The sequence below is a fragment of the Streptomyces sp. NPDC093064 genome, from assembly GCF_044754605.1.
Taxonomy (GTDB): domain Bacteria; phylum Actinomycetota; class Actinomycetes; order Streptomycetales; family Streptomycetaceae; genus Streptomyces.
The window spans coordinates 393,574-420,294 of the sequence record NZ_JBIVPK010000001.1; the positions used below are offsets into that span (position 1 = coordinate 393,574).

Genomic DNA, 26,721 nt, shown 5'->3' on the forward strand with positions numbered 1-26,721 from the left:
CAGGGCAGGCGCGGGCAGGGCCAGCTCTGGGCCCGGCCGGACATGGCACCGTTCCGGACCGGGCCGGACAGGGCACCGCACCTCGCCGGACCCGTGCTGGACATGGCACGGCGCCGAACCATGCCGGGCCGAGCCGGACATGGCATCGAGCAGGGCAGGCGCGGGCAGGGCCAGCTCTGGGCCCGGCCGGACATGGCACCGTTCCGGACCGGGCCGGACAGGGCACCGCACCTCGCCGGACCCGTGCCGGACATGGCACGGCGCCGAACCATGCCGGGCCGAGTCGGACACGGCACCGCGCGGGGCCGAGCCGGGCATGGCACCGAGCAGGGCCGGCCTGGACACGGCATCGCGTCGGATCGAGTCGGATCGAGCTGGACCGGACCCAGCCGGACCGGGCCGGATACGCACCGGGCCGGACAGGGCCGGACACGGCACCGGGCCGCCCCGGACCCCAGCCGGACCGGGCCGGACCAGGCAGGCCGGGTTCAGCCGGGGTTACGGTCGGGCCAGGCCCGACTTCAGGCCCGCGCCGCACAGGGGGACCACCGCCGACTTCCCGCCGAGGGCGCCTTCGCGGATCGCCGCCCAGCAGACCGCGCCCGTCGACTCGACGTACAGGCCGCGGGAGGCCAGGTCGAGCTGGGCGTGGCGGATGCGGTCCTCCGTCACGGTCAGGAAGGTGCCGCCCGAGGCCCGTACCGCCCGCAGGATCTGGCGGGCCCGGGCCGGGTGGGGGACGGCGATGCCCTCGGCGTGGGTGGGAGCCACGGGGGTCGTGCCGGTGAGTTCCTCCGCGCCCTCCTCCCAGGCGCGGGCGAGCGGGGCTACCGCCGCTGCCTGCACCGCCCACAGCGCCGGGCGCCGGTCCAACAGGCCGGCCCCGAACAGCTCGGCGATCGCCAGCGCCGCGCCCAGCAGCAGCGTGCCGTTGCCCACCGGCAGGACCAGGACCTCCGGCAGGCGCCCGCCGAGGTCCTCCCACAACTCGTGCACGTAGGTCTTGGTGCCGTGCAGGAAGTACGGGTTGAAGACGTGCGAGGCGTAGAAGATGTCCGGCTCGTCCGCGGCGCGCTGCGCGGCCCTGCCCGCCGCCTCGCGGTTGCCGTCGACCACCTCCAGGCGGGCGCCGTGCGCCTCGATCTGCTCCAGCTTCTTCGCGGACGTGCCGAGCGGGACGTACACCGTGCACGGCAGGCGCGCGCGGGCGCAGTACGCGGCGATCGCCGTGCCCGCGTTGCCGCTGCTGTCGGCGACCACCTGGCGCGGGTCGGCACGCAGCGCCAGTTCGGCCAGCAGCACCGCGCCCCGGTCCTTGAACGACAGCGTCGGCATCAGGAAGTCCAGCTTCGCCGAGACCTCGTCCGTCAGCTGCACCAGGGGGGTGCGGCCCTCGCCGAGGGACAACGTGGGCGCCGGCATCGGCAGCGTCTCCGCGTACCGCCACAGGGAGTTCACCCTCCCGGTGAGGGACTTCAGGGACGCCGGGGTGGGGGAGAAGTCGAGATCGAGCGGGCCGTGGCAGGTCGGGCAGCGCCAGGCGAGGGAGTCACCGGGCACGCGGACGCCGTCGGTGGGGCAGTAGCGGTCCGGCAGAGGTGTCATGCACGCAGGTTAAGGGGCGAGGTTCGCCGACACCCCGTCATGACTCCCGCACGGCACGTCCGTCACACTCGGCCTCGCCTCCGCACCCCCGGCGCTTCCGTTTTCGGCCACGCGGAGGTGTGACGGCGGCCGTAGCGGGGAGAAAGCGCCTGGGCATGCCTTCGCTCCCCGCAAGTCATCACTTCGAGTGATTCTCTGGCCTCTGCTTGCAAGTACAACCCGCGGTTGCCACGCTGTTGCTGTCTGTACAACTTGATGGGAGCGGCCAGTGACTTTCGGTGAGCAGCCGGCGTACCTGCGCGTCGCGGATGATCTCCGCAAGAAGATCGTCGACGGTCTGCTGCCCCCGCACACCCGGCTGCCCTCACAGGCCAGAATCCGCGAGGAGTACGGCGTCTCGGACACGGTCGCGCTCGAGGCCCGCAAGGTGCTGATGGCCGAGGGGCTGGTCGAGGGCCGCTCCGGCTCGGGGACGTATGTGCGCGAGCGGCCCGTGCCGCGCCGGGTCGCCCGTTCCGGCTTCCGTCTGGCCGGCGGGGCCACGCCGTTCCGGCAGGAGCAGGCCGACGCCGAGGTGCGCGGCACCTGGGAGTCGAGCAGCACGCAGGCCGAGGCGAGCGGCGCCATCGCCGAGCGGCTCGGCATCAAGCCCGGCGACCGCGTGATGCGCACCAAGTACGTGTTCCGGAACGCCGGCGAGGCGATGATGCTCTCCACCTCCTGGGAGCCGCTCGCGCTCACCGGCCGCACCCCCGTCATGCTCCCCGAGGAGGGCCCGCTCGGCGGCATGGGCGTGGTCGAGCGCATGCGCGCCATCGACGTCATCGTCGACAACGTCACCGAGGAGGTCGGCGCCCGCCCGGGCCTTGCCGAGGAACTGCACGCCCTCGGCGGTGTCCCCGGCCATGTCGTGGTCGTCGTCCAGCGCACCTTCTACGCCTCCGGCCGCCCCGTGGAGACGGCCGACGTCGTGATCCCCGCCGACCGCTACCGGGTGGCGTACCACTTGCCGGTGAGGTAGGAGCCGCGCGGTAAGGACCGTGCGACAGGAGGCGCGGCGGGGCGGGCGCCAGGCACGGAAGCGGTGATTCCCCGGGGGTGGTGTGCGCCCCCTCGGCGCCCGGCCCTCCTCGCCCCTCTGCCCGTGCCGCCCCGCCCGGGCGCCGTATTCCGGCCGTTCTCGCAGGTCGCCACCGCGGCTGCCGCATGCCTCCGAGCGGATGTACAGAGGCCCTCGCACGGCGCGTTCGTCTCCGTGCGCCCCGGGCGGCCGATTCCCGTACTGGCCGGTTGCCTACCTCTTTGTGAAAAGCCGTATTCGCTGCGTGAAGGTTGGGCGTAGGGTCAGGCATATGCGGAGTGCGGTTTCCTCAACGGGCGGGACGCGGCGGGGGCCGGGAGCCGGACGCACAGGGGCGGGAAGGAGCAGTGGGGGCGCGATGAACGACAGCACGATCACCCTTCCCTGGCTCGTCGTCCGGCAGGACGACAACGGCAATCGGTACAGCGTGGGCAGGTACGCCACCCGCGCCGAGGCCCAGAAGATCGCGGAAAGCCTCGACGGTCCGGACACCCAGCTGTACTGGGTCGAGCGGATCGAGCAGAGCGCCGGCGGTGCGAGCGGCGAGGGCTGACCCCTTCGCCGGATGCCGGCCCGCTCCCGTAGGCTCCGGCGCATGAGCGAACGGATCGTGGTGGTCGGTGCCGCCCTGCTCGACGGCGGCCGCCTGCTCGCCGCGCGCCGCAGCGCGCCCGCCGAGCTGGCCGGCCGCTGGGAACTGCCCGGCGGCAAGGTCGAGCCCGGTGAGCGGCCCGAGGCCGCCGTCGTACGCGAGTTGCGCGAGGAACTCGGCATCGAGAGCGAGGCCGTCGAGCGTGTTCCGGGCAGCTGGCCCCTGCGACCGCCGTACGAACTCCAGGTGTGGACCGCGCGGCTGCGCCCCGGCTCCGCCGAGCCCAAGCCCCTCCAGGACCACGACGACCTGCGCTGGCTCACCCCGGCCGAGATCTGGAGCGTCCCCTGGCTGGACCAGGACGTGCCCGCCGTGCGGCAGACCCTCACCCACCTCGGAGCCGGCCCGGCGGACGGCGCCCCAGGGGCGTGAGAGTCATCGTGTGCTCCGTCAAAGTCCAGGGCGCACGGCCCGGGTGCGCCGTTCGTGCCACACCGCACCGTCGCGAGCGGTACTGCCCCCTGGGTGCCGGGTATGTCCCCCTTAGTCCTATGAGACCGGACATGGGTGGGCGCGCCGGCCTGCGAAGTGATCGGCGTGCCTGGGAAGTGAACGGCGTGATCGACACCGATGGCGACACCGCCGAGTGGACCTTTCCCGCGGATCCCGGCGCGGTGCGCACGGCCCGCGCCGCCGTCCGCGGCAAGCTGCGCAGCTGGGACCTCGACGCGCTCGGCGACACCGCGGCCCTGCTGGTGAGCGAACTGGTCACCAACTCCCTGCGGTACGCGACCGGTCCCATCGGCGTTCGGCTGCTGCGCCCCGCGGACCTGCCCAACGTGCTCCTGGTCGAGGTCTCCGACCCGCTGCCCGAGCCGCCTCGCGAGCGTCCGGCCCGCCCGGACGACGAGTCCGGCCGCGGCCTGCAACTGGTCGCCTCCACCTCCCGCCGCTGGGGCACCCGGCCGGACGACACCGGCAAGACGGTCTGGTTCGAACTGGCTGTCCCAGGGTGAGCGGGGCGGTGGACGGGCCGTGCGCGAAGCCCGCCGCGGAGCCCCCACCGCACACCGGTCGGCAGCGGCCTGCGACGGTTGTCCGCGAACGGGATTCGACCCGGTCCTGCCTGGTTAGAAGACTGATGGTGTTGTGGCAGGCCCGGACCGGAAAGCATCGGGATGGTCCTGTGATCGTGAACACCGTGTTGTGCGGCGCCGTAGTGCTGGATACTGCGGGCAGCCGCCCCCGGTGACCGGTGCCGGACGCGGTGAGCTGGAGGGGACGGTTCGCGTGAGCGAGATACCAGCGAAGGCCACGGAGTCCGAGGACCCGTCGGACGGCGCGAGGGTGGGGTCCGCGGGCGGCGGTGCAGCCGACGGGGCGCCGTCCGGGGACGCGATGTGGCAGAGCAGCCCGCCCGGCTCGATGTACGACTACATCAAGGTGGCCTCCTTCTCCATCGGCCCCGACGGACACGTCGACCAGTGGAGCCTGCGCGCCGAGCGGCTCTTCGGCATCCCCGCCGAACGCGCCGTCGGGATGGACCCCATCGAGGCGTTCATCGACCCCGACCTGCGCGAGCACGGCCAGCGCAAGATGGCCGAGATCCTCGACGGGCGGGAGTGGACCGGCGTGGTCCCCTTCCGGATCCCGGACGACGAGGACGGCCGGCGCGGTGAGGAGGGGCTCGCCGAGGTCTACGTGATGCCGACGACCACGGTGGAGGGCGACAGGGCCGCCGTGTGCACCGTCGTCGACGTCCGCACCCTGCGGCGGATCGAGACCGACCTCGCCGCCTCGCAGGCGATTTTCGGCCAATCCCCGTTCGGTTTCCTGCTGATCGACACCGACCTCAAGGTCCGTCGCGCCAACGAGCGGTTCGCCTCCATCTTCGGCGGCTCGCCGGAGGACCACCGCGGCAGGGGCGTGCACGACTACCTGCCGCGCGGCGAGGCCGAGCGGGTCACCGCCACCCTGCGCCGGGTGCTGGAGAACGGGCAGTCCATCACGGACATGCACGTCTCCGGCTTCGTGCCGGGAACCGACGAGCGCCGCCACTGGTCCGTCAACCTCTACCGCGTGCACAGCGGCAGCGGCCGCACCATCGGCATCGCCTGGCTCGGGACCGACATCACCGCCCGCCGCGACGCCGCCCGCGAGGCCGCCGCCGCGCGGCGCAACCTCGCCCTCCTCAACGAGGCCGGCGCCCGCATCGGCAACTCCCTCGACCTGGAGACCACCGCGCGCGAACTCCTCGACGTCGTGGTCCCCGGCTTCTGCGACCTGGCGACCGTCGACCTCTACCAGGGCCTGCTGGCCGGCGACGAGACCCCGCCCGGCCTCGCCGACGGCAGCGCCGAACTGCGCCGCGTCGCCTTCGCCAGCGCGGTCTCCGGCGCGCCGTTCGGCGGCGCCGGCGCCCCCGTCGAACTCGGCGCCGTGCACCACTACCCGTTCAACTCGCCCCGCGCGGACGCCCTGCGCACCGCCCGCCCGACGACCGTGCCCGGTGAGGACGGCGGCCTCGTGCAGACCACGCTGGCCGTGCCGATGGTCGCCCACGACACGGTGGTGGGACTCGCGCAGTTCGCCCGGACCAAGGGCAGCGAGCCGTTCGGCCAGCGCGACCGCGATCTCGCCGTCGAACTCGCCGCGCGCGCCGCTGTCTGCATCGACAACGCCCGCCTGTACCGGCGCGAGCACGAACGCGCCCTGATACTGCAGCGGTCCCTGCTCCCGCCCGGCGACCCGGAGGCCTCCGGCCTCGACATCGCGTGCCGCTACCTGCCCGGCAGCGCCGCCACCGGCCGGCCCAGCGAGGTCGGCGGCGACTGGTTCGACGTCATCGAACTCCCCGGCCACCGCACCGCGCTGGTCGTCGGCGACGTCATGGGCCGCGGGCTGCGCGCCGCCGTCGCCATGGGCGAACTGCGCACGGCCGTACGCACGCTGGCCCTGCTCGACCTGGAACCGGCCGAGGTGCTCTCCCAGTTGGACGAGATCGCCCGCGGCCTCGGCGCGCCCGGCGGTGTCCAGCAGGCCACCCGGGCCGCCCGCCGCCCCCGCGAGGCCGACCTCTCCGAGGTGTACCTGGCGACCTGCATCTACGCCGTCTACGACGCGGTCACCCGACGGTGCACCTTCGCCAACGCCGGCCATCTGCCGCCGGTGCTCGTCGAACCCGGCGAGTCCGCGCTGATGCTGGACGTGCCGCCCGGCATGCCCCTCGGCGTCGGCGGCGAACCCTTCGAGGAGGTGGAGGTCGAACTCCCCGAGGGCGCCCTGCTGGCCCTCTACACGGACGGCCTGGTCGAATCCCGCGACCACCCTCTGGACGAGGGCCTCCAGGCCTTCGTCGGTGCCCTCACGGACCCCTCCCGCCCCCTGGAGGACGTCTGCGACCACATCCTCAACACGCTCGGCTCCCACCACGGAGAGGACGACATCGCGCTGCTGATGGCCCGCGTCCAGGGCCTGCCCACCGAGTCCGTCGGCGACTGGGCCCTGCCGCGCGAACCCCGCAGCGTCGGTCGCGCCCGCGAGTACGCCCGCGCCCAGCTGACCGCCTGGGACCTCGAACCGCTGATCGACACCACCGAACTCCTCGTCAGCGAGCTCGTCACCAACGCCCTGCGCTACGGCGAGGGCGAGATCAGGCTCCGCCTCCTGCTCGACCGCACCCTGGTCTGCGAGGTGTGGGACTCCGGCCTCGTCCAGCCGCGCCGCCGCCGCGCCCGCGACACCGACGAGGGCGGCCGCGGCCTCCAGCTCGTGGGCCTGCTCAGCGCCGCCTGGGGATCCCGCCGCACCCCCCGCGGAAAGACGGTCTGGTTCGAACTGCCCCTGCCCGACGGGGAGAACGTCCTGACCGACCCGGCGGAGGCGCTGCTGAGCCTGTTCTGACCGCCCCGCCCGGCCAGCGGCCTACGCCGCCGGTCCCGGACGGCGCCGCCCCCGCGTCCGCGGGCCGCCGTAGCAGGCGGGCGGACCGCCGTCGGGATCCTCGGCCAGGAGGATGCCGCCGAGCACCGCTCCGGTGGCGCCGGCGGACGGGTCGGTGGTGGCGGTGTACGGGTTGCCGTGCAGGCGTACGTCCTGTTCCGCGAGGTCGCGGGCCTGGCGGGCCAGGGTGTCGGCGGTCTGCGGGTCGGTCGGGAGGAGGCGCAGCGCCTCCGCCAGCCGGATGCGGGCCGTGGCGCCGACCGCGGCCCGGTGCGTGCCGACGAAGTCGTCGGCGGCGGCGATGGCGCTGCGCGCGACGAGTTCCTCGGCGGCCGACAGGACACCGGCCCGCCGGGTTCCGACCGGCGCGGTCGCCCGTACGATCCGCCGCAGTGCGTCCAGCGGGTCGTACGGTCCCGCGGCCGGCTCGGCGTGTACGCGTACGTGGGCCAGCTCCAGGTCGGCGTGCGTGACGCGGGCGCGCAGCTCACCGGCGGCGACGTCGACGGGGACGGCCGCCGAGGACGTGCCCGGCACGAGGGCGGGTGCCTCGTCGGAGGCGGTGGCCGTTTCCGGAGCCGGGCCGTCGCCCGTACGCTGCGCGGGCTTGCGGGACTTGGCGGACTTCGGGGAGCCCGGGAGGGGCGCGGTGGCGCGGTCCGGGCCGCCGGTCAGTTGCGCGGCGGCGGACTCGGCCGCTCGCCGGATCGCCTCGAGGTCCGCCTCCGCGCCGCTGAGCGCCGCCGGTACGAGTCGCTCGGCGGTCGACAGGTCCTCGGCCAGCTGCTCGACGCCGTGCACGAACACCGCGATCTGGGCGACCGCGCCCTCGGCCACGCGCAGGTGACAGGCGGCGGCCCGGGAGTTCCCCGAGTCTGCCGACTGGTGGGCCCGGTTCAGCCGGGAGGTGGCCAGCAGCAGCCGGTCCTTGGCCTGCTCCACGTGGCCCGTGACGGATGCGACGGCCGCCGGCCCGTACCGTTCGCGGAGCCCGGCGACGGTCGAGGCGGCGGTCCCCGTGCGCCCCGCCAACTTCCGGAACCGCGCCTCGGCGACCTCCAGCGCCTCACCCGGTCCCCGCTCCAGGCCGCGCAGTTCGTCGAACGCGGCGGCCTCCGCGTCCAGCAGCCGCCCCGCCTCCTCGCAGCGCCCGACCACGCCGGCCAGCGCCTGCCGCCGGGCGGCCGCGTCCGCGGGGACCCTGTGGTCGTACCGCTCCCGCATCCGGCAGGCGGCGGCGAGCTCCGCCTCCGCCTCCCGCACCGCCCGTGCGAACGGCTCGACGGCCGCCGCGCCGAACCGCGCCTCGGCGAAGCCGAGTTCCTCCCGGCTGGTGCGCACCCAGTCGTCCGCCAGAGCGATCAACTCCGCGGACCTGCCGCCGAGTTCGTCGGACGGCGGCGGCGACCGCCGCGGCGCGGAGGGCGGGGCGGGACCGCCACCGGGGGTCGTACGGGTCCTGGCCCGCCGGGTCCGCCGGACGTACCCGTATCCGGCGAGCGCCCCCGCCGCGCCCACCGCCACGAGCGGCAGGGCGAGATAGCCCGGCGACGTCTCGTCCTGTCGCGGCGCGGCGGTGGCGGCCACCGGACGGGTCTGGGGGAGCGCAACCGCGGCGCCGCTGTTGATCGTCATCCCCGGAAGCACCAGCCACACGAGGCCCGCCGCGCCACACAGCACGGTGTGCGCCACCCGCCCCGGCAGGCGGCGGGTCGCGCCCCGCGGCCGGGCCGCCCGGAACACCGATGCCGTCACATTCGGGAGCGTATGACCGCCCGAGCGGCCACGCGACCGGGCCGCGGCACTGGTGGGGCCGACGGGACACGGCAACGCGGGAGGGGACACCAGCATGAAGAACACCACCGGCAGACAAGAAACGCCCGACACGGGAAGCGGGACCGGCGGGGAAGACACGTCCGGTACGGACGACATCACCGGCGGTCGGAAGACCGCTGGCGCGGAGCCGGCGTCCGACCCGGGGAGCGCGACCGGTACGGGTGGCAGCAGTGGCACGCTCGACAGCCCCGGCGCGGACAGCGCGAGCGGGAGGGTCGGGATCACCGGCGGGGAGGGCGCGACCGGTACGGGCGACACTGCCGACGGGCAGGAGGCCCCAGGCACGGAAAGCGCGACCGGCAAGGACGACAGCACCCGCGCGGGAAGCGCGACTGGTGCGGACGCCACCACCGGTATGGCGCACGCGTCCGGCACGGACGGCACCACCGCCGGCCAAGAGGCCGCCGGCGCGCAACGTACCGCGGACACGACGCCCTCCGACCCCGGCCAGGGGCGCGCCAGTCCGCCGCCCCGGCGGCGCCGTGGGCTGCGTTGGGTTCGTCGTGTCGCCCTCGGTGTCGTTCTGCTGCTGGTGTTGCCGCTGCTCGCCGCCGAGACCGCCCTGCGGGTGAACTACACGGGCGACCCCGCCGACGGGACGTACACCAGGGGCCAGGACGCGATCTGGCTGGGTCACGCCTGGGTGGACGGGCGGAAGAAGGACGCCGATGTCGCCGCCCTCGCCCGGCGGCTGCGTGGCACCGGGATCCGTGACCTGTATGTGCACGCGGGGCCGCTCGAACACGACGGCATGCTTCCCAAGTCGTCCTATCCCAGGGCCCGTTGGCTGATACCTGCCGTGCACCGCGCGCTGCCCGGCGTCCGTGTGCAGGCCTGGCTCGGCGACGAGCTGGCCACCGAGAGCCCGGACGGGATGCGGCTGGAGCGGGCCGAGACGCGCGCGGCCGTGGCCACCTCCACCCGCGAGATCCTGGCGGCCGGTTTCGACGGCGCCCACTTCGACCTGGAGCCGCTGCACTCCGGCGACCGCGACTACCTCGACCTGCTCGACGACCTGCGCGCCGTCACCCGAGCCCACGGCGTCCCCCTGTCCGTCGCCGCCCACCAGATCGACCCGCTGCCCGCCTTCCACTCCCTGTGGGGCACGCTCACCAACCACCCCAAGTGGTGGTCGCAGGCGTACTTCGCCCAGGTCGCCCGCCGCGTCGACCAGATCGCCCTGATGTCGTACGACACCATGCAGCCGCTGCCGAGCCTGTACGGCGGCTACGTCGCCCAGCAGACCTCCCTCGCCCTGGAGGTCACCCCGCCCACGACCGACCTGCTGATGGGCCTGCCGTTCTTCCACGACAACCGCTTCGGCCACCGCGCCTCCGCCGAGACGGTCCCCGCCGCCGTCCGCGGCGTCCGCCTCGGCCTCTCCCGCACGGACGCCGGCCGCGAGCGCTTCGGCGTCGCCCTGTACGTCGACTTCGCCGCCACGGAGGACGACTGGACCGCGTACCGGGAAGGCTGGCTGCGCCTTTCATGATCATGGTGTTGGTGGGAGGGTGATCGGTATGTACTGGATGGCGATGGCGACGACCGCGCTGGCCGTCGTGGCCGTGATGGGGCTGGTGGTGATCGGGATCCTGGGGATCACGACCGGATGGGTGGCGCCGATCGGCCGGAAAAAGGTCTTGCGGCCCAAGCTGTGGGGGTACGGCTCACTGACCGCCGCCGCCGGCATGGGCGCGTTCCTGTCCCTCGGCCCGCTGAGCAGCAGGCCGGCCGCTCACTTCAACGTCGCGCTCGTCGGCATGGCCGTGTTCTTCCTGGGCGTGTTCCTTCAGTCCCTGTCCCAGCGACCCGCTCGCACGGACTCCCTGAACCAGCCCCTGTGACGGGACCTAGGACGACCGCCGCCCGATCTTCGAGCCCAGCCACACCAGCGGGTCGTACTTGCGGTCAACCGCCCGTTCCTTCAGGGGGATCAGCGCGTTGTCGGTGATCTTGATGCCCTCGGGGCAGACCTCCGTGCAGCACTTGGTGATGTTGCAGTAGCCCAGGCCGTGGTCGTCCTGGGCCGCACGTTTGCGGTCCAGGCCCGAGTCCGCGGCGGCGTCCAGCGGGTGCATGTCGAGTTCGGCGACGCGCATCAGGAAGCGGGGGCCCGCGTACGCCCGCTTGTTGTCCTCGTGGTCGCGTACGACATGGCACACGTCCTGGCACAGGAAGCACTCGATGCACTTGCGGAACTCCTGCGGCCGGTCCACGTCCTCCTGGAACATGCGGTACTCGCCCGGACCGAGACCGGCCGGCGGGACGAAGGCCGGGACCTCGCGCGCCTTGGCGTAGTTGTAGCCGACGTCCGTCACCAGGTCACGCACGACCGGGAAGGTCCGCAGCGGTGCGACGGTGATCGTCTCCTCGGGCTCGAAGACCGACATGCGGGTCATGCACATCAGCCGGGGCCGCCCGTTGATCTCCGCGGAGCACGAACCGCACTTGCCCGCCTTGCAGTTCCAGCGCACCGCGAGGTCCGGCGCCTGGGTGGCCTGGATCCGGTGGATGATGTCCAGGACCACCTCGCCGTCGTTGACCTCGACCGCGAAGTCCTCCAGGCCCCCGTCCCGAGCGTCACCCCGCCACACCTTGAAGCGGGCCTCATAGCTGCTCACTCGTACAGCTCCTCTTCGGTGAGGTACTTGACCAGCTCCTCCTTCTCGAAGAGGGCGAGCAGGTCGGGGCGGATGGGTTCGGTGGTCTCCCGGGAGAGGGCGATCTGGCCGCGCACGGGGTCCGTAGCGGCCAGCCCGCCCGTAGGGTCGGTCAGCCGGCACAGCAGGTTGATCCGGCGCCATGCGCGCTCCATCGACGGGCAGTCCTCGCGGGTGTGCCCGCCGCGCGACTCCGTGCGCTCCAGCGCGGCCCGCGCCACGCACTCGCTGACCAGCAGCATGTTCCGCAGGTCCAGCGCGAGGTGCCAGCCCGGGTTGAACTGCCGGTGCCCCTCGACCCCGGCCCGCCGCGCCCGCACCCGCAGCTCGGCGAGCTTCTTCAGCGCCTGCTCCATCTCGCCCTCGCGGCGGATGATGCCGACCAGGTCGTTCATGGTCTGCTGGAGTTCCTGGTGCAGGGTGTACGGGTTCTCCGGTGGCCCGTCCGCGGGTGCCCCGCCCTGGGAGCCCTCCGCCGAGAACGGCCGCAGCGCCTCCGCGGCCGCCGCGTCCACCTGGGCGCCGTCCACGGCCGGGCGTTCGCGCGCCGCCCCCTGCGCGTACTCGGCCGCGTGCCACCCGGCCCGGCGCCCGAACACCAGCAGGTCGGACAGCGAGTTGCCGCCGAGCCGGTTGGAGCCGTGCATGCCGCCCGCGACCTCACCGGCCGCGAACAGCCCCGGCACCCCGCGGGCCGCCGCCGTGTCGGAGTCGACCGCGATGCCGCCCATGACGTAGTGGCAGGTCGGCCCGACCTCCATCGGCTCCGCCGTGATGTCGACGTCGGCCAGTTCCTTGAACTGGTGGTACATCGAGGGCAGCCGGCGCCGGACGGCCTCGGCCGGCATCCGTGTCGACACGTCGAGGAACACCCCGCCGTGCGGTGAGCCGCGGCCCGCCTTGACCTCGGAGTTGATCGCGCGGGCGACCTCGTCCCGGGGCAGCAGCTCCGGCGGGCGCCGGTTGTGGTCCGGGTCCTCGTACCAGCGGTCCGCCTCGTCCTCCGACTCGGCGTACTTCTCCTTGAAGACGTCGGGGATGTAGTCGAACATGAACCGCTTGTCCTCGGAGTTGCGCAGCACCCCGCCGTCGCCGCGGACCGACTCGGTGACGAGGATGCCCTTCACCGACGGCGGCCAGACCATGCCCGTCGGATGGAACTGCACGAACTCCATGTTCAGCAGCGGCGCCCCGGCGAGCAGCGCGAGCGCGTGCCCGTCGCCGGTGTACTCCCACGAGTTGGACGTCACCTTGAACGACTTGCCGATGCCGCCGGTCGCGATGACGACCGAGGGCGCCTCCAGCACGAAGAAGCGGCCGGACTCGCGATCGTAGGCGAAGACCCCGCAGACACGGTCGCCCGTGGCGGAGCCGCTGTCAGGCGCGGTCTTGAGGATCCTCGTCACCGTGCACTCCTGGAAGACCTTCAGACGGGACTCGTAGTCCCCGGTCTCCCTCTTGTCCTCCTGCTGCAACGAGACGATCTTCTGCTGGAGCGTCCGGATCAGCTCCAGGCCCGTACGGTCGCCGACGTGCGCCAGGCGCGGGTACTCGTGCCCGCCGAAGTTGCGCTGCGAGATCCGGCCGTCCTTCGTACGGTCGAACAGGGCGCCCCAGGTCTCCAGCTCCCACACCCGCTGCGGCGCCTCCTGCGCGTGCAGCTCGGCCATCCGCCACTGGTTGAGGAACTTGCCGCCGCGCATGGTGTCGCGGAAGTGGACCTGCCAGTTGTCGTGCTCGTTGACGTTGGCCATGGCCGCCGCGATGCCGCCCTCGGCCATCACCGTGTGCGCCTTGCCGAACAGCGACTTGCAGATCACCGCGGTACGCGCCCCGCGCTCGCGCGCCTCGATCGCGGCCCGCAGCCCGGCGCCGCCCGCGCCGACCACGACGACGTCCCACTCCTGCCGGTCCACCACGGACATCACAAGGCCCCACTCGTCGTACTCATCAGAAGAACCGCGGATCGTCGAAGACGCCGGAGGCGACCAGATACACGTAGAAGTCGGCGAGCGCCACGCTGAACAGCGAGGCCCAGGCCAGCTGCATGTGGCGGGCGTTCAGCCGGCTCACGAACTGCCAGAGGCGGTAGCGCACCGGATGCTTCGAGAAATGCTTGAGCTTCCCGCCCACGATGTGCCGGCAGGAGTGGCAGGAGACCGTGTACGCCCAGATCAGCAGGATGTTGACCAGGAAGACCACGGTGCCGAGGCCCATGTGGCCCCAGCGGTAGTGCTGGTCGCGGAAGGCCAGCACGGTGTCGTAGGTCAGCACGCCGGCGACCAGGATCGCCGCGTAGAAGAAGTACCGGTGGACGTTCTGCAGGATCAGCGGGAAGCGGGTCTCACCGGTGTACTTCCGGTGCGGCTCGGCGACCGCGCAGGCCGGCGGGGACGCCCAGAAGCCCCGGTAGTACGCCTTGCGGTAGTAGTAGCAGGTCAGCCGGAAGCCCAGCGGGAAGATCAGGATGATGATCGCCGGGGAGATCGCCCACCAGCTGCCGAACAGGTCGGCGTTGGGTCCCGCGTGCATGGTCCGGCAGTTCTGCGCCAGGCACGGCGAGTAGAACGGCGAGACGTACGGCGCCGCGTAGTAGTGCGCGTTCGCGAAAGCCCGCCAGGTCGAGTACACGACGAACGCGAACAGTCCGGCTGCGGTGGCGGCGGGCGCCAGCCACCAGCGGTCGGTCCGCAGATGCCGGGCGGCGATCGCGGCCCGCCCGGGGGAGCGGACACCGCCGCCGAGCGGATGGGGTTGTGTGTCGGGAGGTTCCGTACCTGTGGCCAATGCGGGACGCACCTTCCTGTCGGGCTCGCCTCCGGGGCACTGGAGCCGGTGTCGAGCCCCTTCGGGTCATGCGCGGTCGGTTCAGGGGGCGTGGCGGTCGCGGGCTCCGAGTCCCTCGTCGTCCGAGTCCGTCCACAGGGAGACGTCGTAGGGAGCGTCGGAGATGGTGACGAGCGAGGGCCGCTGGGGGGCGGCCTGGCCCTGGGAGGCCTCGCGCAGCAGGGCGACGCTCTCCCGCAGGTGGTCGGCGTCGGTACGCACGCGGCGTATCTCCAGCCCGCCACCGAGCTGCTGCTCCAGTCGGCCCACCGACCGCAGCAGGTCGTCGAGGGCTCGCTGGACCGATGTCAGGTCGTCGTGCACGGACATGACGTGACCTCGCTTCCACGGGCGTACAGCCCTAGGCGGCAACGTTCATGCGCCTGCGAGTGTTGCGCGTCACACCTGTCGGTGGGAAGGGATGTGCCGCGATTGGCGGATTGCACATCCCACACGCACGCCCGCACGCGCTCTGTCTGCGCCGGGGACCACCTGCGCCGAACGGGTGACCTTCCGGACCCGCTCCGCCGTGTCGCCTCCGGCTGACGAACCCTTTCCTCTTCAGTGGGCCGTAGATCTGATGAACACCAAAATACCGCCAAATGCGATCAAACCCCACCCGTGCCACCGGCGGGAGCGGCTCCACGGAGGTAGCACAGATGTCCTACGACGGTGTCCGTCCGCGCGCGGTCATGCGCTCGGCCGCCTTCCTGACCGCGGGCGCCCTCGCGGTGCCCCTCCTCGCCGGCTGCGGCTCGGACGACGAGGGCAGCAAGCCGCTGGCCGCCCAGGACATCGCGCCCGCAGCCCGCAAGCAGATCGCCGACGGAGGCAGGCTGCGCTGGGCGGTGGACGCGATGCCTCAGACACTGAACGTCTTCCAGGCGGACGCCGACGCCGGCACCACCCGCATCGCCCAGGCGGTACTGCCCGCCATGTTCCGGCTCGACGCGAACGGCCACCCGCAGCCCGACGCCGACTACCTGGACTCCGCCCGGGTGGTCGAGACCGAGCCCAAGCAGGTCGTCGTCTACCGGCTCAACCAGCAGGCCGTCTGGAGCGACGGCCGCGAGATCGGCGCCGCCGACTTCGCCGCCCAGTGGCGCGCCCTGTCCGGCAAGAACTCGGCGTACTGGACCGCCCGCAACGCCGGGTACGACCGCATCGAGAAGATCGAGCGCGGCGCCAACGACCTGGAGGTCCGGGTCACCTTCGCCCGCCCCTACGCCGACTGGCGGTCGCTGTTCTCGCCGCTGTACCCCAAGGACGTCATGGGCACCGCGAACGCCTTCAACGACGGCGCCCGCAGGAAGCTGGCGGTCAGCGCCGGACCGTTCGCCGTGCAGAAGATCGACACCAAGACCAAGGACGTCGTCCTCGGCCGCAACCCGCGCTGGTGGGGCCGTCAGGTCAAGCTGTCCGAGATCGTGCTGCACGAGGTGCCGCGCGACAAGCGGGCCGCCGCCCTCGCCGAGGGTTCCGTGGACGTGGCCGACATCGACCCCGCCGACGTCCCGCGGATCACGTCCGCCGGCGCCCGGGGCGGCAGCCCCCTCCATGGCTCGGCCGGCGGTCGCACCGCCGCCAGGGCGCTGCTCTCCTGGGCGGTGCTGCACGGCTCCGACGACAAGGCCGCCGACCGCGAGCGCCGCGCCCTGGCGGCGGAGCGCACGTCGCTCACCACATACCTGCGGCAGCAGCAGGTGCTGCGCGACTTCCAGGTGCGCAAGTCGCTGGAGCCCGCGTACACCCAGCTCGCCCTCAACGGCTCCGCGGGCCCCCTGGCCGACGAGCGCGTCCGCCGCGCGGTGGCGCACGCGCTGGACCGCAAGGAACTCGCCGAGATCGTCCTGAAGCCGCTCGGCCTGCCCTCGGTCCCGGTCGGCAGCCACCTCGCCGTGTCCGGCCAGGACGCCTACGCCGACAGCAGCGACGCCCTCGGCGGCCAGGACGCCGCCCAGGCGCGGGACCTGCTCGCGGACGCCGGCTGGGTGCCCGGCCCGGTCAAGGAGCAGAAGGACCCCAAGAAGCCCGAGAAGCCCGAGAAATCCGAGAAGCCCGACAAGGCGGCCGGCGGCGAGGGCCACGGCTCACAGAACTCCGCCGGGGGCGACGGGACGTACATCGTCGGCCAGAACGACCACGTGGAGGACGGCAAGGCGCCCGGTCCGAGCGAGCAGGAGCGGGACCACAAGGACCAGCAGGAGCAGCGCGGGCCGGGCGACGAGGGCGCCACGCAACTCGCCCAGGACGGCAAGCAGTACACGAACGACCACCTCAAGCAGGGCAGCGCGCCCGGCGCCTACGCCCCCAAGGGCACCGCTGCGCCGCGGCCCGGTGCCGCCGCCGGGCCGCTGGCCAAGGACGGCAAGCCGCTCACGCTGCGCTTCGTGGTTCCCTCCGGCCCCGGCTCGGACACGCTGCGCAAGGTGGCCGACCGGGTCACCGCCATGCTCAAGAAGGTCGGCGTCGGCACGGAGATCACCAGGGTCCCCGACGAGAGCTACTTCCGGGACCACATCGCCTCCGGGCAGTTCGACCTCGCGCTGTACTCCTGGCCCGCCTCCGCCTGGCCGGCCACCGACGCCCGCCCCATCTACGCCAAGCCCGCACCGGCCGCCGACGGCTCCCTGAACGTTCAGCAGAACTACACCCGCGTCGGCACCGACCAGGTCGACCAGCTCTTCGACCAGGCCATCACCACCCTGGACGAGGGCGAGCAGGCCGGCCTGCTGCGCAAGGCCGACGCCCGCATCTGGGCGGCGGCCGGCTCGATCCCCCTCTACCAGCGTCCCCAGCTGACGGTCGTCCGCAAGAACCTCGTGAACGTCGGGGCCTTCGGTTTCCAGACCCCCGTCTACGAGGACATGGGCTTCCTGAAGAAGGGGGCGAAGCCGTCGGGCGGCGCGTCGCCGAAGGGCTGAGACCGGCAGGCCACGGCCGGAAAGCCGCGGTCAGGCGACCTCCGAGGGCCCGTCGGCCCCGGGGGTCGCCGCCCTTTTCGGTAGAAGCCTGACGTGTGATCGCGCGGACACACTCCGCGTTTTGGCGGGCGCTTGCCCCGCCCTTTTTTTCGGGCGCACCCCGGCGGCCCGTACCATGGGTTGAGGCCGTGGCGTGTCCCGCCCGGCAGGGCCCGCGTAACACCGACGTACGCGCAGGTCGTCCGCACACTTCGGGAGTACGCCTCACTATGGCCACGCGCCACGACATCCGCAACGTCGCCATCGTCGCCCACGTCGACCACGGCAAGACCACCATCGTCGACGCCATGCTGAAGCAGGCCGGCGCCTTCGCCGCGCACCAGCTCGACCAGGTCGACGAACGCATGATGGACTCGAACGACCTGGAGCGTGAGAAGGGCATCACGATCCTCGCCAAGAACACGGCGGTGAAGTACCACCCCAAGGACGGCGGGGAGCCCATCACGATCAACATCATCGACACCCCCGGCCACGCCGACTTCGGCGGCGAGGTCGAGCGCGGCCTGTCGATGGTCGACGGCGTCGTCCTGCTCGTCGACGCCTCCGAGGGCCCGCTGCCGCAGACCCGCTTCGTGCTGCGCAAGGCCCTCCAGGCCCGGCTGCCCGTGATCCTCTGCATCAACAAGACGGACCGGCCCGACGCCCGGATCGACGAGGTCGTCAACGAGGCCTACGACCTGTTCCTGGACCTGGACGCCGACGAGGACCAGATCGAGTTCCCGATCGTCTACGCGTGCGGCCGGGACGGCATCGCCTCGCTGACCAAGCCGGAGGACGGCACGGTCCCCTCCGACTCCACCAGCCTGGAGCCGTTCTTCTCCACGATCCTCCAGCACATCCCGGCCCCCGTCTACGACGAGGCCGCCCCCCTCCAGGCGCACGTCACCAACCTCGACGCGGACAACTTCCTCGGCCGTATCGCGCTGCTGCGCGTCGAGCAGGGCGAGCTGCGCAAGGGCCAGACGGTCGCGTGGATCAAGCGCGACGGCTCCGTGCAGAACGTGCGGATCTCCGAGCTGATGATGACCGAGGCGCTCACCCGCAAGCCCGCCGAGAAGGCCGGCCCCGGTGACATCTGCGCCGTCGCGGGCATCCCGGACATCATGATCGGCGAGACCCTCGCGGACACCGAGAACCCCGTCCCGCTGCCGCTGATCACGGTCGACGAGCCGGCGATCTCCATGACCATCGGCACCAACACCTCCCCGCTGGTCGGCCGCGGCGGCACCGGCAAGGGCGCCGACGCGAAGACGGCCGTGAAGGACCGCAAGGTCACCGCCCGCCAGGTCAAGGACCGCCTGGAGCGCGAGCTGATCGGTAACGTCTCGCTGCGCGTCCTGGACACCGAGCGCCCGGACGCCTGGGAGGTGCAGGGCCGCGGCGAGCTGGCGCTGGCCATCCTGGTCGAGCAGATGCGCCGCGAGGGCTTCGAGCTGACCATCGGCAAGCCGCAGGTGGTCACCAAGGAGGTCGACGGCAAGGTTCACGAGCCGGTCGAGCGCATGACGATCGACGTGCCCGAGGAGCACATGGGCGCCGTCACGCAGCTCATGGGCGTGCGCAAGGGCCGGATGGACAACATGTCCAACCACGGTTCCGGCTGGGTCCGCATGGAGTTCGTCGTGCCTTCCCGGGGCCTGATCGGCTTCCGTACCGAGTTCCTGACCCAGACCCGCGGCACGGGCATCGGCCACTCGATCCACGAGGGTCACGAGCCCTGGTTCGGCACGCTGCAGACCCGCAACAACGGATCCCTGGTCGCCGACCGTTCCGGTGCCGTCACCGCGTTCGCGATGACGAACCTCCAGGAGCGCGGCGTGCTCTTCGTGGATCCGGGCACCGAGGTGTACGAGGGCATGATCGTCGGTGAGAACTCCCGCTCCGACGACATGGACGTCAACATCACCAAGGAGAAGAAGCTCACCAACATGCGGTCGTCGTCGGCCGACTCGTTCGAGGCGATCGTCCCGCCGCGCAAGCTCTCCCTGGAGCAGTCGCTGGAGTTCTGCCGCGACGACGAGTGCGTCGAGGTGACCCCGGAGGCGGTTCGCATCCGCAAGGTCGTCCTCGACCAGCGCGACCGCGCCCGCGCCGCCAGCCGCGCCAAGCACAGCTGAGGAACGGCCGGGGCCGCTCCCCGGCCCGTCCTCGGTCCCAGGCGCCCACCCGGCGGTACGCGGGTGGGCGCCTGTTTCCCGCCGGTCGGCGACCGGCGGGCCGGTACAGGGTTTTCCCTATGACGGGGCGTCAGATCTGGCCTCCGAGCCCCGCCTGTGGGAGCTTCGCCGGTGTCGCCATGGCCGGAATCCGCGGCTCGGCCGTCCTCGCGCGGCCCGTGAGACGGCATCGCTGGTACCGGCCTGGGCTCAACCACCGGTCGGCGCAACCGGTTTTCCCTCTCCCTTGTCCGCTATCCGGACAGCGAAGCCCGATAGTTGTGTAACAAGTCCGTTTCGCTGCGATCTTTCACGAAACCCTTTGTCCGGATTTTGGGAGAAGTAGACGCCAGGTGTGATCGAACCGAAACCTTGAAGGTGTGGTTCGTTCCCGTTCGGATGGCAGATAGTTAGGCGCGTAGAGCTCGGATCAAACGGGTCACGCGCTGCAGCCGGCGACGACTTGCGGGCGCGGGGGGCACCTGACGATTTCAGGCACCGGTAACGGTGATGCGTCATGTGTCCCTCTATGCGATGAACCAATGGACTCATGAGGAGGAGCCCCATGCGTGGTGCCAAGAGCGCCAAGTGGGTTGCGATGGCCGCGGTTGTGGCGCTTGGCGCGACGGCCTGTGGCGGCGGTGGCGGCGGCAACAAGGGCAGCGGCGACAAGGCCGCGATCGACCCGAGCGGCAAGTTCTCGGTCGAGGTCGGTGAGCCTCAGAACCCGCTGCAGCCGGCGAACACCATGGAGTCCAACGGCAGCATTGTCATCAAGTCGCTGTTCTCCGGGCTCGTCGACTACGACCAGAGCGGCAAGACCGTCTACGTCAATGCCCAGTCGATCGACTCCTCGGACAACAAGACCTTCACGGTCAAGCTGAAGCCCGACTGGAAGTTCCACGACGGCAGCCCGGTGACCGCGACGTCCTACGTCAAGGCCTGGAACTGGGCGGCGAACCCGGCGAACAAGCAGACCAACAGCTTCTGGTTCTCCGACATCCAGGGCTACGACGACGTCGCGCCGGCCAAGGGCAAGCCCAAGGCCGACAAGATGTCCGGCCTGAAGGTCGTCGACGACACCACCTTCACGATCACGCTGACCAAGCCGATCCCGTACTACGTGTACAAGCTCGGCTACGAGGTCTTCAACCCGCTGCCGGAGTCCTTCTACAAGGACCCGCAGGCCGCGGGCGAGCACCCGATCGGCAACGGCCCGTACAAGTTCGTCAGCTGGCAGCACAAGAAGCAGATCGAAGTTGCCAAGTACGACGACTACAAGGGCCCCAACGCCGCCAAGAACGGCGGTGTGATCTTCAAGAACTACAGCAACCTCGAGACCGCCTACGAGGACCTGAAGTCCGGCAACGTCGACGTGCTGCGCCAGGTCGCGCCGAAGGACCTGCCGGTCTACAAGCAGGACCTCGGCGACCGCGCGGTGGACCAGGCCTACTCGGCGATCCAGAGCATCGCCGTCGCCTACTACACCAAGCAGTGGAAGGACATCGACCCCAAGGTCATCCAGGGCCTGTCGATGGCGATCGACCGCGACACCATCACCAAGACCGTGCTCCAGGGCACGCGTGAGCCCGCCACCGGCTGGGTCGCCAAGGGCGTTATGGGCTACCAGCCGAACGCCGCCGGCGACGTCACCAAGTACGACCCGGCCAAGGCCAAGGAGCTCATCAAGGAGGGCGGTGGCGTTCCGGGCAACGCCATCTCCATCCAGTACAACGCCGACGGCGGCCACAAGGAGTGGGTGGAGGCGGTCTGCAACTCCATCACCAACGCCACCGGTGTGAAGTGCGTGGGCGACTCCAAGGCCGACTTCCAGGCCGACCTGAACGCGCGCCAGAACAAGCAGGTCAAGTCGCTGTACCGCTCGGGCTGGGTGCTGGACTACCCGTTCAACGCCAACTTCCTGCGTGACCTCTTCGGCACCAAGTCGGACGGCAACCAGGGTGGCTTCTCCAACAAGACCGTCGACAAGGACATCGCCGCTGCCGACAGCGCGAGCTCCCTGGAGGAGTCGGAGAAGAAGTACCAGGAGCTCGAGAAGAGCCTGGTGAACTACATGCCGTCCATCCCGCTCTGGTACTACAAGGTCAACGCCGGCTACTCGGAGAAGGTCAGCGGAGTCCAGTACGACCAGCAGGGTGACCCGATCCTGACTGGCGTTCAGGTCAAGAAGTAACCACAAACAGCCCGTTCGTCCCGGGGCGCGGAGTACCGCGCCCCGGGGAACGGCAGCGGCTGGGGGGCCCTTTCCGCACGTACCGTCCTGCGGTGCGTGCGGAAGGGGCCTCGTCGGCTGCCGCTGTGACTGACATGGAGGCACGATGGGGCGCTACGTCGCACGACGACTGCTCCAGATGATCCCGGTGTTCATCGGGACAACTCTGCTGATCTTCCTCATGGTCTATGCCCTGCCCGGTGACCCCGTGCGAGGGCTGTTCGGCGACAAGGGCGGAAGCCCCCAGGTGATCGCCGCACTGAGACATGAGTACGGCCTGGACCAGCCGATCCTGGTGCAGTACTGGCACTACATGCGGGACATGATCCTGCACGCCGACTTCGGCACGCAGATCGCCAGCGGACGGCCCGTCACGTCCGTGCTCGGCGAGGCGTTCCCGGTCACCCTGCGCCTGGCCGGACTGGCCTTCGCCATCGAGGTCGTCCTGGGCCTCGTCCTGGGCATCGTGGCAGGTCTGCGGGCCGGGCGCGCCACGGACACCGTCATCCTGCTGATCACGCTGCTGCTGATCTCGGTCCCGGTGTTCGTCCTCGGCTACATCCTCAAGGTCGTCTTCGCGTTCAACCTGGGCTGGCTGCCACCGAACGTCAACGACGACACCAACCTCAACGAGTTGCTGATGCCGGCCATCGTGCTGGCGACCGCGTCGCTGGCCTACGTGACCCGGCTCACCCGCACCTCGATCGCCGAGAACCTGCGCGCCGACTACATCCGCACGGCCATTGCCAAGGGTCTGCCCAAGCGCCGCGTGGTGGGCGTCCACCTCATGCGCAACTCGCTGATCCCGGTGGTCACCTACCTCGGCGCCGACATCGGTGCCCTGATGGGCGGTGCCGTCGTCACCGAGGGCCTGTTCAACATCCAGGGCATCGGTGGCACCATCTACCAGTCGATCGTGCGCCGCGAGGGCACCACCCTCGTCGGTCTCGTGACCATCCTGGTGCTCGTGTACCTCATCGCCAACCTGCTCGTCGACCTGCTCTACGCGGTCCTTGACCCGAGGATTCGCTATGCCTGATGTGACCCAGACCGATCTCAAGTCCGGTGCGGCCGACCCCGCCGCCGCCGAGGCCGCGGCGGCGCTGACCGAGGTGAAGCAGGAGAAGGCCCGCAGCCTGTGGGGCGACGCCTGGCAGGACCTGCGCCGCAGCTGGATCTTCATCGTCTCGGCGGTGCTGATCGTCTTTCTGCTGACGATCACCTTCTTCCCCGGGCTGTTCACCAGTGTCAACCCGGCCTCGGGCGACCTGGCCAAGCACTTCCTCCAGAAGCCGAAGCTGGGCAACGTCTTCGCCCCGGACTGGCTGGGCTACGACCAGCAGGGCCGCAGCGTCTACGCCCGTGTCATCTACGGCACGCGGGCCTCGGTGGCGGTCGGCTTCGGTACCACCCTCGCGGTGACGGTCGTGGGCGGCCTGATGGGCATGATCGCCGGTTACTTCGGCGGGATCGTCGACTCGGTGATCTCGCGGCTGACCGACGTGTTCTTCGGCGTCCCGTTCCTGCTCGGCACGATGGTCGTGCTCAACTCCTTCCAGGCCCGCACGACCTGGGTCGTCATCGGCGCGCTGAGCTTCTTCGGCTGGACGCAGATCGCCCGCGTGATGCGCGGCGCGGTGATCACCACCAAGCAGTCCGACTACGTGCACGCCGCCAAGGCCCTGGGCGCGAGCACCCCGCGCATCCTGTTCCGGCACATCCTGCCGAACACGATGGCCCCGGTGATCGTCGTCGCCACCATCTCGCTCGGCATCTACATCGTCGCCGAGGCGACCCTGTCGTACCTGGGCCTCGGCCTGAACGGTGTGTCGTGGGGCAACGACATCTCCGACGGCGGCAACCAGATCCGCGTGGCGCAGCACATCATGCTCTACCCGTCGATCATGCTCATCATCACGGTGTTGTCGTTCATCATGCTCGGTGAGGCTGTACGCAACGCCCTCGACCCGAAGACGCGCTGAGGGAGGCGTACGTGACCACCATCGAAGAAGTTGTACCCGTGCCCTCGCCCCGCGAGGGCGGGGCGGACGGCGCACCACTGCTCGAAGTGCGCGACCTGCACGTCGAGTTCCACACCCGTGAGGGTGTCGTCAGGGCCGTCAACGGCGTCAACTACAGCGTGGCGGCGGGCGAGACGCTCGCCGTGCTCGGTGAGTCGGGCTCCGGCAAGTCCGTCACGGCGCAGGCCATCATGGGCATCCTGGACATGCCCCCGGCGAAGATCCCGCAGGGCGAGATCCTCTTCCGGGGCCAGGACATGCTCGCGATGTCCGCCGAGGACCGCCGCAAGATCCGCGGCCGCCGCATCGCCATGATCTTCCAGGACGCGCTCAGCTCGCTGAACCCGGTTCTGACCGTCGGCTACCAGCTCGGCGAGATGTTCCGCGTGCACCAGGGCCTGTCCAAGAAGGAGGCCAAGGCCAAGGCGATCGAGCTGATGGACCGGGTGAAGATCCCGGCCGCCGCGGCCCGTGTGAACGACTACCCGCACCAGTTCTCGGGCGGTATGCGCCAGCGCATCATGATCGCCATGGCGCTGGCCCTGGAACCGGACCTGATCATCGCCGACGAGCCGACCACGGCCCTCGACGTGACGGTCCAGGCCCAGGTCATGGACCTTCTTGCGGAGCTCCAGCGCGAGTACAACATGGGCCTGATCCTGATCACCCACGACCTCGGCGTCGTCGCCGACGTCGCGGACAAGATCGCCGTGATGTACGCCGGCCGGATCGTGGAGCAGGCACCGGTCCGCGAGCTGTACAAGCGCCCGGCGCACCCGTACACGCGAGGCCTGCTGGACTCGATCCCGCGCCTGGACCAGAAGGGCCGGGAGCTGTACGCGATCAAGGGTCTGCCGCCCAACCTGCTGCGCGTCCCGAGCGGTTGCGCGTTCAACCCGCGCTGTCCCAAGGCTCAGGACATCTGCCGCGAGCAGATCCCGGACCTGCTGCCGGTCACCGAGCAGGACGGCGGCGAACTGGCGGGCCGTGCTTCGGCGTGCCACTTCTGGAAGGAGACGATCCATGGCTGAGCCCACGAAGCTCGCGAAGGACGACGAGCCGACGGACGACGCCATGCCGAACGTCTCCGAGGTGGAAACCGTCGAGGCGGCCTCCGAGGAGGAGGCGGTCGCGGCGCTCGACGCGCACGTCGCGCGTGGCGAGCCGATCCTCCAGGTCCGCAACCTGGTCAAGCACTTCCCGCTGACCCAGGGCATCCTGTTCAAGAAGAGCATCGGCGCGGTCAAGGCGGTCGACGGGATCTCCTTCGACCTCTACCAGGGCGAGACCCTCGGCATCGTGGGCGAGTCCGGCTGCGGCAAGTCCACGGTCGCCAAGCTGCTGATGAACCTGGAACAGGCGACCGCCGGCGAGATCTTCTACAAGGGCCAGGACATCACCCGGCTGTCCGGGCGCGCGCTGAAGGCGGTGCGCCGGAACATCCAGATGGTGTTCCAGGACCCGTACACCTCGCTCAACCCGCGTATGACGGTGGGCGACATCATCGGCGAGCCCTTCGACATCCACCCCGAGGTGGCCCCGAAGGGTGACCGGCGCCGCAAGGTGCAGGAGCTGCTGGACGTCGTCGGCCTCAACCCGGAGTACATCAACCGCTACCCGCACCAGTTCTCCGGCGGTCAGCGCCAGCGCATCGGCATCGCCCGCGGCCTCGCGCTCAACCCCGAGGTCATCATCTGCGACGAGCCGGTCTCGGCGCTGGACGTGTCCGTCCAGGCGCAGGTCATCAACCTGATGGAGCGACTGCAGGACGAGTTCAACCTCTCCTACATCTTCATCGCGCACGACCTGTCGATCGTCCGGCACATCTCGGACCGCGTGGGCGTGATGTACCTCGGCAAGATGGCCGAGATCGGCACCGACGAGCAGATCTACGACCACCCGACGCACCCCTACACCCAGGCGCTGCTGTCGGCGGTCCCGGTGCCGGACCCGGAGGCCCGCGAGCACCGCGAGCGGATCATCCTCACCGGCGACGTGCCGTCCCCGGCCAACCCGCCCTCGGGCTGCCGCTTCCGCACCCGCTGCTGGAAGGCCCAGGACAAGTGCGCCGAGGAGGTCCCGCTGCTCGCCGTGCCCGAGCGCTTCAAGGGCTCGGACTCCCCGGCGGCCCACGAGTCGGCCTGCCACTTCGCCGAGGAGAAGGACGTCGTCGGCGCGGCCTGACCCTCTCATGGCACACTCCCGGTTCCCGGCGCCCCTCCAGGCGCCGGGAACCGGCGTTTTTCCGGCGGATGCGAGGACGGGCTGATGCTGCACCACGTCGAACTCTGGGTTCCCGACCTGCCCCGTGCGGTCCATTCCTGGGGCTGGCTGCTGAGCAGCCTCGGGTACCGCCCCTACCAGGAGTGGGAGCACGGCCGCAGCTGGCGGCTGGGACCGACGTACCTGGTGGTCGAGCGGTCACCGGCGATGCGGGACGACGGAGGACACGACCGGACGCGTCCCGGCCTCAATCACCTCGCCTTCCACGCGGGCACCCCGGCCCGGGTCGACGCGCTGATGCGCCAGGCGCCCGCACACGGCTGGTCGCCGCTCTTCACCGACCGCTACCCGCACGCCGGCGGCCCCGACCACTACGCGGGCTACCTCGCCGACGCCGACGGGTTCGAGGTGGAGCTGGTGGCCTCCGGCGTTGAGCCGGCCGGCTGACGCGGGCGCCCGGCGGCGTTGACGCGTCCGCGTGCAGTGGCGCCCCCATCGGTGCGGCGAACATCAGATATGTGGCTTATGTGCTGATATGTCTCAGGTCACCGCATCCCGAGGA

The 26,721-nt window shown here is 71.1% G+C and carries 21 protein-coding genes; 15 read left to right on the plus strand and 6 right to left on the minus strand.

Annotated elements, in window-relative coordinates; translation table 11 throughout:
* Positions 1 to 498 precede the first annotated feature (498 nt).
* Entirely contained in the window at positions 499 to 1,605 is a 1,107-nt protein-coding gene (locus tag ACIQFZ_RS01760; RefSeq protein WP_402690388.1) for a pyridoxal-phosphate dependent enzyme, read from the minus strand.
* Between the two features lie 268 nt (positions 1,606 to 1,873).
* Between ACIQFZ_RS01760 and ACIQFZ_RS01765 the strand changes: the two genes are divergently transcribed.
* The 5 genes from ACIQFZ_RS01765 to ACIQFZ_RS01785 all read left to right on the plus strand — a co-directional run bounded on the left by ACIQFZ_RS01765 (position 1,874) and on the right by ACIQFZ_RS01785 (position 7,181).
* Positions 1,874 to 2,626: a GntR family transcriptional regulator gene (locus ACIQFZ_RS01765; RefSeq protein ID WP_365417901.1), complete on the plus strand. Its 753-nt coding sequence runs from the start codon at positions 1,874 to 1,876 to the stop codon at positions 2,624 to 2,626.
* Between the two features lie 418 nt (positions 2,627 to 3,044).
* Positions 3,045 to 3,239, plus strand: a complete 195-nt coding sequence (locus ACIQFZ_RS01770; protein WP_365417900.1) for an SPOR domain-containing protein — start codon at positions 3,045 to 3,047, stop codon at positions 3,237 to 3,239.
* Positions 3,240 to 3,281: 42 nt separating this feature from the next.
* Entirely contained in the window at positions 3,282 to 3,710 is a 429-nt protein-coding gene (locus ACIQFZ_RS01775) for a (deoxy)nucleoside triphosphate pyrophosphohydrolase (protein WP_365774085.1), read from the plus strand.
* A 119-nt stretch (positions 3,711 to 3,829) separates the two neighbouring features.
* Complete coding sequence (locus ACIQFZ_RS01780) at positions 3,830 to 4,294, plus strand: ATP-binding protein (RefSeq protein ID WP_365417896.1); 465 nt, start codon at positions 3,830 to 3,832, stop codon at positions 4,292 to 4,294.
* Positions 4,295 to 4,568: 274 nt separating this feature from the next.
* Positions 4,569 to 7,181 (plus strand): SpoIIE family protein phosphatase, encoded by a 2,613-nt coding sequence (locus tag ACIQFZ_RS01785; RefSeq protein WP_365774086.1) that lies wholly within the window; start codon positions 4,569 to 4,571, stop codon positions 7,179 to 7,181.
* 21 nt (positions 7,182 to 7,202) lie between these two features.
* Here ACIQFZ_RS01785 and ACIQFZ_RS01790 read toward each other — a convergent pair whose 3' ends face one another.
* On the minus strand, positions 7,203 to 8,975 hold the full coding sequence (locus ACIQFZ_RS01790; RefSeq protein ID WP_402690389.1) for a hypothetical protein: 1,773 nt from the start codon (positions 8,973 to 8,975) through the stop codon (positions 7,203 to 7,205).
* 436 nt (positions 8,976 to 9,411) lie between these two features.
* Here ACIQFZ_RS01790 and ACIQFZ_RS01795 point away from each other — a divergent pair, with 436 nt between their 5' ends.
* Positions 9,412 to 10,548, plus strand: coding sequence for a hypothetical protein (locus tag ACIQFZ_RS01795; RefSeq protein WP_402690455.1), 1,137 nt, complete (start codon positions 9,412 to 9,414; stop codon positions 10,546 to 10,548).
* 28 nt (positions 10,549 to 10,576) lie between these two features.
* Positions 10,577 to 10,900 carry a hypothetical protein gene (locus ACIQFZ_RS01800; protein ID WP_383058168.1) on the plus strand — a complete coding sequence of 108 codons (324 nt, stop codon included), beginning with the start codon at positions 10,577 to 10,579 and terminating at the stop codon, positions 10,898 to 10,900.
* A 6-nt stretch (positions 10,901 to 10,906) separates the two neighbouring features.
* Here ACIQFZ_RS01800 and ACIQFZ_RS01805 read toward each other — a convergent pair whose 3' ends face one another.
* The 4 genes from ACIQFZ_RS01805 to ACIQFZ_RS01820 form a co-directional block, all read right to left on the minus strand.
* Positions 10,907 to 11,677, minus strand: a complete 771-nt coding sequence (locus tag ACIQFZ_RS01805) for a succinate dehydrogenase/fumarate reductase iron-sulfur subunit (RefSeq protein WP_365417884.1) — start codon at positions 11,675 to 11,677, stop codon at positions 10,907 to 10,909.
* A complete protein-coding gene (locus ACIQFZ_RS01810; RefSeq protein ID WP_402690390.1) occupies positions 11,674 to 13,641 on the minus strand; it encodes a fumarate reductase/succinate dehydrogenase flavoprotein subunit in 1,968 nt (655 codons plus the stop codon). The genes ACIQFZ_RS01805 and ACIQFZ_RS01810 overlap by 4 nt, the downstream gene beginning before the upstream one ends.
* A 25-nt stretch (positions 13,642 to 13,666) precedes the next feature.
* Positions 13,667 to 14,503, minus strand: a complete 837-nt coding sequence (locus tag ACIQFZ_RS01815; RefSeq protein WP_365774094.1) for a hypothetical protein — start codon at positions 14,501 to 14,503, stop codon at positions 13,667 to 13,669.
* Between the two features lie 81 nt (positions 14,504 to 14,584).
* Positions 14,585 to 14,872 (minus strand): hypothetical protein, encoded by a 288-nt coding sequence (locus ACIQFZ_RS01820; RefSeq protein ID WP_361413207.1) that lies wholly within the window; start codon positions 14,870 to 14,872, stop codon positions 14,585 to 14,587.
* 329 nt (positions 14,873 to 15,201) lie between these two features.
* Between ACIQFZ_RS01820 and ACIQFZ_RS01825 the strand changes: the two genes are divergently transcribed.
* From ACIQFZ_RS01825 to ACIQFZ_RS01860, 8 genes are all read left to right on the plus strand, one after another.
* Positions 15,202 to 17,466 (plus strand): ABC transporter family substrate-binding protein, encoded by a 2,265-nt coding sequence (locus tag ACIQFZ_RS01825; RefSeq protein ID WP_402690391.1) that lies wholly within the window; start codon positions 15,202 to 15,204, stop codon positions 17,464 to 17,466.
* Positions 17,467 to 17,735: 269 nt separating this feature from the next.
* Positions 17,736 to 19,643 (plus strand): translational GTPase TypA, encoded by a 1,908-nt coding sequence (gene typA / locus ACIQFZ_RS01830; protein WP_365434341.1) that lies wholly within the window; start codon positions 17,736 to 17,738, stop codon positions 19,641 to 19,643.
* A gap of 604 nt (positions 19,644 to 20,247) precedes the next feature.
* The gene (locus ACIQFZ_RS01835) at positions 20,248 to 21,876 is read left to right on the plus strand and encodes an ABC transporter substrate-binding protein (protein ID WP_365774097.1); all 1,629 of its coding nucleotides are present in this window, start codon (positions 20,248 to 20,250) and stop codon (positions 21,874 to 21,876) included.
* A 145-nt stretch (positions 21,877 to 22,021) separates the two neighbouring features.
* A complete protein-coding gene (locus ACIQFZ_RS01840) occupies positions 22,022 to 22,954 on the plus strand; it encodes an ABC transporter permease (RefSeq protein ID WP_383061213.1) in 933 nt (310 codons plus the stop codon).
* Positions 22,947 to 23,897, plus strand: a complete 951-nt coding sequence (locus ACIQFZ_RS01845) for an ABC transporter permease (protein WP_365426261.1) — start codon at positions 22,947 to 22,949, stop codon at positions 23,895 to 23,897. Before ACIQFZ_RS01840 ends, ACIQFZ_RS01845 begins: the two co-directional genes overlap by 8 nt.
* Before the next feature lie 11 nt (positions 23,898 to 23,908).
* A complete protein-coding gene (locus ACIQFZ_RS01850; RefSeq protein ID WP_365426264.1) occupies positions 23,909 to 24,967 on the plus strand; it encodes an ABC transporter ATP-binding protein in 1,059 nt (352 codons plus the stop codon).
* Positions 24,960 to 26,120 carry a dipeptide ABC transporter ATP-binding protein gene (locus ACIQFZ_RS01855; protein WP_365426267.1) on the plus strand — a complete coding sequence of 387 codons (1,161 nt, stop codon included), beginning with the start codon at positions 24,960 to 24,962 and terminating at the stop codon, positions 26,118 to 26,120. The genes ACIQFZ_RS01850 and ACIQFZ_RS01855 overlap by 8 nt, the downstream gene beginning before the upstream one ends.
* Positions 26,121 to 26,204: 84 nt before the next feature.
* Complete coding sequence (locus tag ACIQFZ_RS01860; RefSeq protein ID WP_365774099.1) at positions 26,205 to 26,606, plus strand: VOC family protein; 402 nt, start codon at positions 26,205 to 26,207, stop codon at positions 26,604 to 26,606.
* Positions 26,607 to 26,721 lie beyond the last annotated feature (115 nt).